The sequence below is a fragment of the Facivitalis istanbulensis genome (assembly GCF_040560405.1).
Taxonomy (GTDB): domain Bacteria; phylum Pseudomonadota; class Alphaproteobacteria; order Sphingomonadales; family Sphingomonadaceae; genus Sphingomonas; species Sphingomonas istanbulensis.
The window spans coordinates 67802-77262 of sequence record NZ_JAVSCQ010000016.1 but is presented as its reverse complement, the minus strand read 5'-3'; the positions used below and the strand labels follow the sequence as shown (position 1 = coordinate 77262).

Genomic DNA, 9461 nt, shown 5'->3' with positions numbered 1-9461 from the left:
CCAGCGACATCGCTGCGCGACAACGCCTCTTGATCCAGGCCAACCTCGTGTGACACTATCCCCAACGTCACCGCTGACACATCACCATCAATGTCGCTGACCAGTCACCGACGATGTCGCGCTACAGGGCTCTGCGCAAAGCGATCGGATTCGACCAGGCGTTCGCACACAAGCTGCATGATCTCGGCGAGTTGCGCTGACGATCCAACGAAGCAGGTCTTGTCGCCCGTGCATTGCAGGCAGGAGCGCGTCTCGAGTTCGGCCGCGATATCGTCGGCATCCATGCGTTCGAGAAGCGCGACCGCGACGGAAAAGGTCGCCCCATAAGGAATGAAGTCGCGCAGGACCTGTGCCAGGCGGTAGTGGCACGCAAGGAACAGGTCGATTCCCTGATCCGACAGTCGCAATTTGTAGGTCCTTGAGGCCGCCTTTCCCATCTTCCCCTTCCCTGCGACTCGTGCCTGTCTCCTTATGGCTTGACGAGATTTGAGCCCAAATGGGCACTTGATGAACGATTAGAGACCCAAATTGCGGCACGGATGTGCCGATTGCGGTCCGCGATTGCCGCCTCCGGCACGGCAGTGCCCTGCCTATTGCGGCACCCCGATTACTTACTTCATGACGCGGTCATCCCGATTTGGGGTGACGGCGAGCACCGTTCGACAACTCAGCGCTCCCAGCCCGATCCCGATCAATTTCCCCGGATCGCCAAGTGCGATTCCCGGACAGAGGAGCCGTGTCTGATGACCAAACGAATAGTCTTGAACAGCCTGGGCAGCGTTTCGCTTGCGCTCATCACTATGCCAGCTGGCGCCTGCCCCCGGCAAGTTGCCGCGCCCGTCAGCGCACCGGCGCCGCAGGTTCGGGTCATCGCGACGGCCGATGGTTTCGCCATCGCGGCTAAGACGGAGACTCCCACGGCGCCGCCGCCGCGCTCGGCCGTGCCGCTCGGCGTACAGATGCAGATCGACCGTGACGCCTTTGAGTGCAGCACGCGTCGCATCGCGAGTGCCCGCCCGTGAGGGGCGCGACGTCCAGGGCGGTTCGGCGCCTGTCGCTGTTCGCTTGCGCAATGACGCTTGGTCCGAGCGCGATCGCGCAATCGGTGGAAACCGCGAAACAGGGTGATCCGGCGCCGCTCAGCGTCGCGAGTGAGGAAGCGCAGCAGAAGCTGCAGCAGACCTTCACCAACCTGAAGTTCGAGGACTTCGGACCGGCACCCGTCAAGGGCCCCATCTATCAGGCGACCGCGGGCGGACGGATCATCTATTATGCGCCGGAGAGCGAGCAAATCCTCTTTGCCGCAGTCTACGACAAGAATGGCGTCAACATCACGGCGTTGGCCCAGGATGCGAGCGCCCGGAAAAAGCTCGGTGCACTGGATCCCGCGAAGGCGCTCGTCATCGGCCCCGAAGGTGCGCCGACGGTGATCGAGTTCACCGACCCCGAATGCCCCTATTGCCGCGCGCTCGAGAAGTTCTGGATCGCCAAGGCAGCAGAGGGGAAGCCGGTCCGGCGGCTCATTTATTTCGTGAGCGGCATTCACCCGCAGGCCGCGGCGAAATCCGAACATATCCTCTGCTCGGCGGACAAAGAGGCCGAGTTCAAGGCGATCTACGGCGGCGCGCAGCCGGCAAGCTTGCGCAAATGCGCAGCGGGCCATGCCAAGGTCGAGGCCGATGCGATCGCCGTTCAGAAGATCGGCATCACCGGCACGCCGACGCTGATCATCGACGGCAAGCTCGTCTCGGGCTTCCAGCAGGGTGAGCTTGAGCAATTTCTCGCGGACCATTCGGCGAAGACCGATGCGAAGCACTGACGATCGTCGCGCGCGAACGCGCGCGCCCTTCCTTCTTGGCGGCCGTTCGGGGGGCCGGTCCGGGCGTAGCGCCTCGGCTCCACCGATACGGGCCGGAATGCCGACGGCCGTGGCTCCCCTGGAGCCGTCCACCACGCCGCTCGGCCGCCAACGTGTCCTCACGGTGTCGGCAGGCATCTTCCCGGGCGGCTCCGCAAGCGAACGGAGTGGCAAAATGATCAGGAAAATCGGCAAGCATGTGTTCGGGGTCGCGAATATCGGCGTCCCTTTGGTCTTGTTCGCAACAATGAGCGGCGGCGCGCACGCGTTCACCGCGCCTGCGACCGGAGACCTTGGCTACGACATCTACAACATCGTCGTGAACAAGGGCGTCAAGGGCCCGATGGGGTTCGTCGCCGGCGTCGCGGCCTTCCTCTTCGGCGTGTCGCGGCTGTTCTCGAACGTCATGATCGGGATCCCGACGATCGTCGCCGCGGTGTGCCTCATCAAGGCGGACACCATCCTCCAAACCTTCGGGATGGTCGTCTGAACTGATCGGCCGCGCGGGGCCGATCAAGTCCCCGCGCGTCCCACGAGCCGGGCCGAGAGGCCTGGACACGACAACCCGGGCTCTTCGGGCTGTCTTGAAGCAGGAGGAGAAGAGCGTTGGACGAACGTCTGCCCCAGTATCTTCATCTGCCGGTCCAGATCCTCTGGTTCGGCGCGGATGAATTCATCCTGGTCATGTCGACGATCTTTGTCGCCGTCATCGTTGGCGGCGTGATCGGGTGGACGCTGATCGGCGCTCTTCTCCTTTTCATCCCCTGGAAGCGGACCAAGCCGCGCGGGTTCATCCCCCACCTCGCCTGGCGCTGGGGGCTGCTTCGCTTCCGTCATTATCCGGGTCCGACCCAGACCCGCTTCTTCGAGTAGAACGGCCATGGCGCTTTTCCGCAAATCACGCCCGAAGGACTGGGATCCGCTCGCCGACAAGCCGGCGAGCTGGGGCATCCACCGCTATCTTCAGGGCTCCGCCAATCTCTTCGAAGAGAATCGGCTGCTCAAATTCGCGATCGCGGGCCTGTTCGGCATCACCGCTGTGCTCGGCATGCTGATCTACACCTCGAACCAGAACCAGCGGACGGTCATCGTGCCGTTCGGCACCGGCGGCGATCTCTATGTGACGGGAAATGCGCCCTCGGCGCCGTACCTACGCACGATGACGCGAAACATCGTCAGCCTGTCGGGTACCTATTCGGCCTATTCCGCCGATCCGCAGTTCCAGGAACTGCTGAGCATCGTCCACCCCTCGGCCTATAACAGCATCCGCGACAGCCTGACCGCCATTCTCGACGAGCTCTCGGACAATCCGACTCTGTCGATCGCGACCTATATTCGGCCAGACCAGCCTGTCCTGACCACGAGCACCGACATCGTCGTGCCGGTCGAAAAGGTCCGCGTCATCGGCGGTGTGATCCGCAAGTTCCGGGGCAATCTCCGGATTGGCTACGCGATCGACAACGGCCGCTTCTGGCTGACGTCCCTGCATGAGGAGAATTTCGATGCCGAAACTCGGTAATCGCGGCCGTGCGAGCCTGCTGACGGCCGGCCTCATCTTCGCGGCACCGCCGGCATTCGCCCAGGCGATTACCGCGCTGCCCGATCAGACCGCCTCGATCCGGCTGTCCAATCGCGACGTCAACCACATCATCTGCCAGGGCGGCGAGATCGAGGACGTCAAGTTCTCGGCCGAAAAGGCGATCGCGGTTGAGCGTGGCGGGTCGGACGCGTGGATTAAGTTTCTGGTGAAGGAGATCGACGGCGAAGGCACGCCGACGCGGACCTATGTGACCACGCCTTCCGAATTCTTCGTTTCGTGCAATGGGGCGATTTACCCGCTTTACACCGAGCCGTCGGACATTCCGGCGCAGACCGTGATCCTGGCCTCCGGCACCGCGCAGCGCGCCCGTGCCAATCAGGATCTGCTCGGCCCGCTGGTCGAAGAAGAGCGCGCCGTTTCGATCACGCTGTCGATGTTGCAGGACCGCGTGCCGGCAAGCTTCGCCGAAGTAGCGCCGGTCGCGGGCGACATCGTCCTGCCGACCTTGCCCGCGGCGCGCCTCCATGAACGCCGGCGGTTTGCAATCGAAGGCGCTGGCCTCTCGGCATCCGAATATCTGGTCCAGGCGTCAGCCGACCTTGTCCTCGCCGAGCCCGAGTTCCTGGTGTCGTTGCTCGGCTCGAACATCTTCGCGGTCACGCTCGATCGTATCGCGCTGAAGGCTGGCGATAGCGCTCGGCTCATCATCATTCGCCGGGGAGCTGTCCAATGAGCGAGAGACCAGAAGAGACCGCGCCGGATGCCGCTGGGCCTGGTGAGCAGAGCCCTTTCCAGGCGCATCTAGCCGCCCAGGCGGTCCATGACGGCGGTGACGAAGCGCGGGGTGCGGCGCTGCTCGACTGGCGCGCGTGCTGGGATTCGCTGAGTTCGACGGGCAAACTGCGCATGAAGCAATTCGGCGTGGCCACGGCGATCGGCGTGCTTGGCTACGGCCTCTATTCTGCGAGCACCGCCGACAAGCCGGTTGTTGCGGCGCCCGAGGCCTCCAAGCTTGATATGGGCGCGGGCCTTCGCGGCGACAGCCTCGAGGTGAAGCTGCGCGGCGATCTGAAAAAGGTCCTGGACGGCCAGTCCATGCTCGGCGACCGGGTGACGGCGATCGAGGAGGGCAAGACACCGATCGGGCTGCAAGGCACCGGCCCCGCGGCACCAGGTGCCGACGGCGCGCCATTGCCGCCAGCCCTTCCCGGCGGCGGCGCGCCGGAGTTTCCGCCATCGCCATCCGGTGCTTCGGGCGCGGCGGGCGACAATAGTTTGCCAGCCCCGCCATCCGCACCGGTGGGACCTCCCGCTCCGCCGGCACCGCCGGTCGAAAAAGTGGTGGGTGCAATCGGCGCCGCCACATCGCCGGTCGTCCCCAAGGATGCGGCCGCGGCGTCGGACGAGTCGAAAAAAAAGATTCGGACGATCTATTTGCCGCCTGGTTTCATGAAGGCGCGGCTGCTGACGGGCGTGGACGCCTTGGCGAGCCACGACGCGACCTCGAACCCGGAGCCGATCATCGCGCGGGTCCAGGCGCCAGCCGTGCTCCCCAATGACGTCAAGGCGAACCTGTCCGGTTGTTTCGTCATCGGCAACGCGACCGGCAGCCTCGCCAAGGAGCGCGTCGAGATCCAGCTCGTGACGCTCTCCTGCGTCGACTTCGACGAACATTCGGTCGTCGACCAGAGCGTCAAGGGCTTCTTTGTCGATACCGACGGCAAGAAGGGCCTGTCGGGCAAGGTCGTCACCCGCGCCGGCGCGGCCTTGGCCCGGACTTTTATCGCAGGGACCATCAGCGGCATCGCCCAGACGGTCGAGAATAGCTTTGGTGATACGTCGACCTCGGCGCTCGGCACAGTGAGGACGCTTAATGCCGGCGATGCCGCCAAGTCCGGCATAGCGGGCGGCCTTTCCAAATCTTCGGACAAGCTGACCGATTTCTATCTCGATCTCGCGCGCCAGGCCGGCCCGATCGTCGAGGTCGGCGCCGCGAAGGACGTGGTCGTCGTCATCCAGGAGGGCGTGACGCTCGAAATCAAACCATCGGCGGGGAGCAAATTCTGATGCCCAGAACCCTTTCATGCAAGGTCTCGATCCGCGGTCACCGACTGCTTCTCATCCCGGTGATCGCGGCCCTTGGTGGCTGCGCGACGCTCGGCTCGGTGATGTCACCTTACTCCGAAAAATATAGCTGCAAGAACAGCGACCATGGACAGTGCGTGCATCCCGAGAAGGCCTATGAGGATGCGGTCGCCGGCCGCCCGTCCCGGTCGGACCCTGCAGTCACCAACGACAAGAAGCTGCTGCGCGGCCAGGCTGCTGCACCGGCAATGTCTGGCATGACCGCCAAAGGCGCAGCCGCGCCGGTGGGTGCCTATCTCGGGTACAAGGACAGCGTCTATCGCGAGCTGCAGGGGCTGATCGACCAACCGGTCACGCCGATGCTCAAACCGCCGCGCACCGTTCGCACGCTGATCCTGCCTTATGCCGACCGTCAGCGGCCTGACCGCCTCTACATGCCGCGCTACGTCTTCTCGATCGTCGAGACGCCCGCCTGGGTCGTCGGCGACTATCTGGTCGATCCGGTTCAGCCATCGACCCAGGCGCCCGTCCTGGGTCAGGTCCAGGAGCGTGAGATTGACGGGGCTATTTCCGCAACGGCGCTGGCGCCGCCGGCCAGGGACCCGCGCACGCTGGTGCCAGCGCCCATGAATGCGCGTCCGTTGGCGCCGACGCCCAGGGCTTCGAGCACGCTCGGGCCCGCGCCGAAGGATCAGAGCAAGTGAAGGCGCGCGGCTCCCGAACAGGCGGCGATCTGAGCTTTGCCCAGCTGCGGCAAAGCGTCGCGCGCGATCGCTTCTCCGATTACCTGCCGCTCGTTGCATGGGACGAGGATGAGGAGGCGTTCCTCTGCATCGACGATGGTTGGGGCTATGGCTGGGAGCTCGTGCCGAGCGCCTACATGTTTGCGCATGTGCATCAGGCGCTGCTCGGGCTTCTCAACATTCACTTCCCCGATGGCACGGTCCTTCAGCTTCACAGTTTTGCCGACCCGCTGATCGAGACGGCGCTCGATGCGTTTCTCGATCTCAAGACCCGCGACGATCCCCTGATCCAGGCATCGGCCAGGCGCACCGCCGATTATCTGATGGCGGGGACACATGGCCTTCGTGCGATGCACGGCATACCGATCAGGGACTTTCGCACCATCCTGTCGGTAAAGACGAGGCGTCCGCTGGGGAGCGATCTGCGCCGCCAGATCGAGGAGCAGCTCGCCAAGCTCGGCATCGTCCGGCTGCCCCCGGAGGAGATCGTCTCCTTCTATCGCCGGATCTTCAACGGTGTGTTCGCCGCCGCGCCCGGCGTTTTCTCGTCGAGCCCTGATGCAACCGGGGCGGCGCCGCCGATCCGCAAGCAGATCATCGACGCGGGTCCCGACCTGCTGTTCGAGGGTCCGGAGCTGTTCCTCGGCAACCAGGTCGCGCGCTGCCTCACGCCCAAGTCGCCGGCGCGGCGGATCACCGCCGAGCGGGCCAATCGCCTGACGGGCGGCATGCGCGGTTCGGCCGAGGACAGCGACCAGATCGGGGGGCCGTTCCTCTACACGCTCAACGTCCTGTTCGATCATTCGCAGTTCGAGATCCACAAACGCGCCCAGGTGCTCTCTGCGCAAAAGGCCGCCGGCAGCTTTGCGGTCGAGGTCAGCAAACAGATCGAGGAGATCGGCTGGATCCTCGACGAGGCCGGCAACTCCAAATTCGTGCGGGTGATCCCGACCGTCTGGGTGTTCGGTCGCACCAGCGCCCATGCCCGGGAGATGGCGGCGCGCGCCAAGCGGCTTTGGGAAGGCGAACCCCTGCCCTTCATGATGCAGGAGGAAAGCTATCTCAATCCGATCCTGCTCACGATGAGCCTGCCGTTCGGGCTGTACCCGGACGGGCGCACCTTGCGAATGCTCGAGCGCGATTTCCGGATGCCGGTGAAGGCTGCGGTGCTGATGGCGCCGATCCAGACCGACTTTCGCGGTGGCGGGCGCCCTGCCCTCCTCTACACCGGCCGGAAGGGCCAACTGGTCACGCTCGACCTGTTCGATCCGCGCATCAACAATTACAATTTCATCGTCTCGGCGGAGAGCGGCGCCGGCAAGAGCTTCCTGCTCAACAATCTCTGCCAGCAATATTATGCGCAGAATGCGCTCATTCGCATCATCGATATCGGCGGCAGCTATCGCAAGCTCTGCACGCTCTGCTCGGGTCGTTACATCGACATCGGCGAGGAGAAGCTCGTCCTCAACCCGTTCGACATGGGCTTCGCGCTCGACGGCGAAGACAAGCAGTCGGCGATCTCGATGGCGGTCGCGATCGTCGCCGAGATGGCGAACGCCGCCACCCGCAAGGGTGTCACCACCTCGGAATGGAATCTCCTGAAATCGGCTGTCCAGTGGACGATCGATGAAGGTCATTCCGAAGAGGGCATCGATGCGGTCCGTGCATGGCTCGGCGCCTATCCCGCGTTCGCGGCATCGGATCTCGACCGCGTCGATCATCTGATACCGGTCTCGAGGGAATTGGCCTTCAACCTGCGCGATTTCGCGAGCGAGGGCGCTTACGGCCATTTCTTCAACGGCCCTTCGACCTTCGACATCACGGCCGACGAGTTCGTCGTGCTGGAGCTCGAACGGCTGAAGAGCATGCCTGACCTGTTCAACGTCATCGTCATGGTGGTGGTGAACGCGGTCACCCAGGAGCTGTATCTCTCAGGCCGCGACCGGCCGCGTTTCGTGCTCTGCGACGAAGCCGCCCAGTTCATGACCAAGACCGAAGGGCAGGATCTGTCACGACTCGCCGAAGCGTTCGGCCAGGGCTACCGCCGCGCGCGCAAATATCAGGGTTCGTTCGGTATCGTTCTGCAGTCGATGAACGACCTGATGCTGTTCGGGGGCACCGGTCAGGTCATCCTCGAGAATGCCGCGACGCGGTTCCTGCTGCAGGGCTCGACCTATGACAAGGCGGTCGAGAACAAGATCCTCGATTATTCGGGGTTCGTCCTCGAGCTGCTGAAGTCGGTCCGGAACTCGAAGCCCAATTATAGCGAGGTCTTCATCGACTCTCCGCTGGGTCTCGGCATCGCCAGGCTCGTCGTCGACCCCTTCTCGTACTGGATCAACACCAGCGCGCCGCAGGAGGTTGCCGCGTTCGAGGCGCTGCTGCGCGCCGGCCGCTCTCCGCTCGACGCGGTGTGTGAACTCGCCGGCGTCGATCCGGCCGAGATTCTTGGGTCTCGGCCCGAATTGCGCCTACATGAGGAGATTGCGTGATGCTGAAGCGCAAGCCTCCGCAGAACCAGATGGTCTTTGATCTGACGTCATTCTACAGCAGCAAGGATGCTCAGCTCGAACGGATGATCGAAGCACGCGTCGCGATCCGCGCCGAGGCGGCGGCGATCCGCTGGCGGTTCCGGCTGATGGTGATCGAGGCGGCGATGATGACGAGCCTGGTGCTCGCAGCCGGGTTCGCCCTCAACCAGCCCCATGCGATGGTGGTGCGCAGCGCGCTCATCGTCGGAGCGGCCTGCTTCGCGAGCGGCGTCATGCTGGTTGGCCTGTCCGGCGTTACCGGTCTGGCGATCTCCGCCGTTCGTCGGTGGAGGGCGCGATGATACGCGTGACACTCGCCGACGGCACCGCGGAGCTTATCGAGCGCGAGATCGAACCCCGCCGTCCGGGCGAGACGCTGTACGATTTCATGCTGCGCTCGGCGCATGAGACAAGCCTCGAGGCGAGAGCGCTGCGCGCCCTGCTCGATGCCCATGTGGCGAGCCTTGGCGCGGAGCGTGCGTCCGTCGTGCGGCGGCGACGTGCGATGCTGGTCGGGCAGAGTTTCATCTCAGGCTTGGTCGCGAGCGTCCTGATCCGGCCCGACACGGTCGGTGACGCCTGGATTATCGCGATGCCGGTGGCGGTCCTGACCTTGGGTGCCAGCCTGGTGCTGTCATTCTTCATGCCGGCCCTCGACAAGGGTGTCGTCCGGATGGCGCGGTGGTGGCGGCGATGAGGGGTAT

12 protein-coding genes are annotated in these 9461 nt (G+C 64.3%); 11 read left to right on the top strand and 1 reads right to left on the bottom strand.

Annotated elements, in window-relative coordinates; genetic code table 11:
• Positions 1–104: 104 nt before the first annotated feature.
• A complete protein-coding gene (locus RN629_RS11180) occupies positions 105–437 on the bottom strand; it encodes a hypothetical protein (protein WP_407035275.1) in 333 nt (110 codons plus the stop codon).
• Positions 438–743: 306 nt separating this feature from the next.
• Here RN629_RS11180 and RN629_RS11175 point away from each other — a divergent pair, with 306 nt between their 5' ends.
• The 11 genes from RN629_RS11175 (at position 744) to RN629_RS11125 (ending at position 9454) form a co-directional block, all read left to right on the top strand.
• Positions 744–1022, top strand: coding sequence for a hypothetical protein (locus RN629_RS11175; RefSeq protein ID WP_407035274.1), 279 nt, complete (start codon positions 744–746; stop codon positions 1020–1022).
• 50 nt (positions 1023–1072) lie between these two features.
• A complete protein-coding gene (locus RN629_RS11170; RefSeq protein WP_281124251.1) occupies positions 1073–1819 on the top strand; it encodes a DsbC family protein in 747 nt (248 codons plus the stop codon).
• Between the two features lie 214 nt (positions 1820–2033).
• Positions 2034–2348, top strand: a complete 315-nt coding sequence (locus tag RN629_RS11165) for a hypothetical protein (RefSeq protein ID WP_025549873.1) — start codon at positions 2034–2036, stop codon at positions 2346–2348.
• Positions 2349–2464: 116 nt separating this feature from the next.
• Entirely contained in the window at positions 2465–2731 is a 267-nt protein-coding gene (locus RN629_RS11160; protein ID WP_033964762.1) for a type IV conjugative transfer system protein TraL, read from the top strand.
• A gap of 7 nt (positions 2732–2738) precedes the next feature.
• The gene (locus RN629_RS11155) at positions 2739–3377 is read left to right on the top strand and encodes a TraE/TraK family type IV conjugative transfer system protein (RefSeq protein WP_281124254.1); all 639 of its coding nucleotides are present in this window, start codon (positions 2739–2741) and stop codon (positions 3375–3377) included.
• Positions 3361–4131: a type-F conjugative transfer system secretin TraK gene (locus RN629_RS11150; protein WP_281124257.1), complete on the top strand. Its 771-nt coding sequence runs from the start codon at positions 3361–3363 to the stop codon at positions 4129–4131. Before RN629_RS11155 ends, RN629_RS11150 begins: the two co-directional genes overlap by 17 nt.
• A complete protein-coding gene (locus RN629_RS11145) occupies positions 4128–5465 on the top strand; it encodes a TraB/VirB10 family protein (RefSeq protein WP_281124258.1) in 1338 nt (445 codons plus the stop codon). Before RN629_RS11150 ends, RN629_RS11145 begins: the two co-directional genes overlap by 4 nt.
• Positions 5465–6187, top strand: a complete 723-nt coding sequence (locus tag RN629_RS11140; protein ID WP_081988697.1) for a TraV family lipoprotein — start codon at positions 5465–5467, stop codon at positions 6185–6187. Before RN629_RS11145 ends, RN629_RS11140 begins: the two co-directional genes overlap by 1 nt.
• The gene (locus RN629_RS11135; protein WP_281124261.1) at positions 6184–8718 is read left to right on the top strand and encodes a TraC family protein; all 2535 of its coding nucleotides are present in this window, start codon (positions 6184–6186) and stop codon (positions 8716–8718) included. The genes RN629_RS11140 and RN629_RS11135 overlap by 4 nt, the downstream gene beginning before the upstream one ends.
• Positions 8718–9059, top strand: coding sequence for a hypothetical protein (locus RN629_RS11130; protein WP_281124262.1), 342 nt, complete (start codon positions 8718–8720; stop codon positions 9057–9059). Before RN629_RS11135 ends, RN629_RS11130 begins: the two co-directional genes overlap by 1 nt.
• A complete protein-coding gene (locus tag RN629_RS11125; RefSeq protein ID WP_147418783.1) occupies positions 9056–9454 on the top strand; it encodes a hypothetical protein in 399 nt (132 codons plus the stop codon). The genes RN629_RS11130 and RN629_RS11125 overlap by 4 nt, the downstream gene beginning before the upstream one ends.
• Positions 9455–9461 lie beyond the last annotated feature (7 nt).

Coding starts and splice junctions, on each gene's coding strand:
- RN629_RS11140 (WP_081988697.1), top strand. CDS start 5,465: ATGCCCAGAACCCTTTCATGCAAGGTCTCGATCCGCGGTCACCGACTG.
- RN629_RS11180 (WP_407035275.1), bottom strand. CDS start 437: ATGGGAAAGGCGGCCTCAAGGACCTACAAATTGCGACTGTCGGATCAG.
- RN629_RS11125 (WP_147418783.1), top strand. CDS start 9,056: ATGATACGCGTGACACTCGCCGACGGCACCGCGGAGCTTATCGAGCGC.
- RN629_RS11155 (WP_281124254.1), top strand. CDS start 2,739: ATGGCGCTTTTCCGCAAATCACGCCCGAAGGACTGGGATCCGCTCGCC.
- RN629_RS11165 (WP_025549873.1), top strand. CDS start 2,034: ATGATCAGGAAAATCGGCAAGCATGTGTTCGGGGTCGCGAATATCGGC.
- RN629_RS11150 (WP_281124257.1), top strand. CDS start 3,361: ATGCCGAAACTCGGTAATCGCGGCCGTGCGAGCCTGCTGACGGCCGGC.
- RN629_RS11130 (WP_281124262.1), top strand. CDS start 8,718: ATGCTGAAGCGCAAGCCTCCGCAGAACCAGATGGTCTTTGATCTGACG.
- RN629_RS11170 (WP_281124251.1), top strand. CDS start 1,073: ATGACGCTTGGTCCGAGCGCGATCGCGCAATCGGTGGAAACCGCGAAA.
- RN629_RS11145 (WP_281124258.1), top strand. CDS start 4,128: ATGAGCGAGAGACCAGAAGAGACCGCGCCGGATGCCGCTGGGCCTGGT.
- RN629_RS11175 (WP_407035274.1), top strand. CDS start 744: ATGACCAAACGAATAGTCTTGAACAGCCTGGGCAGCGTTTCGCTTGCG.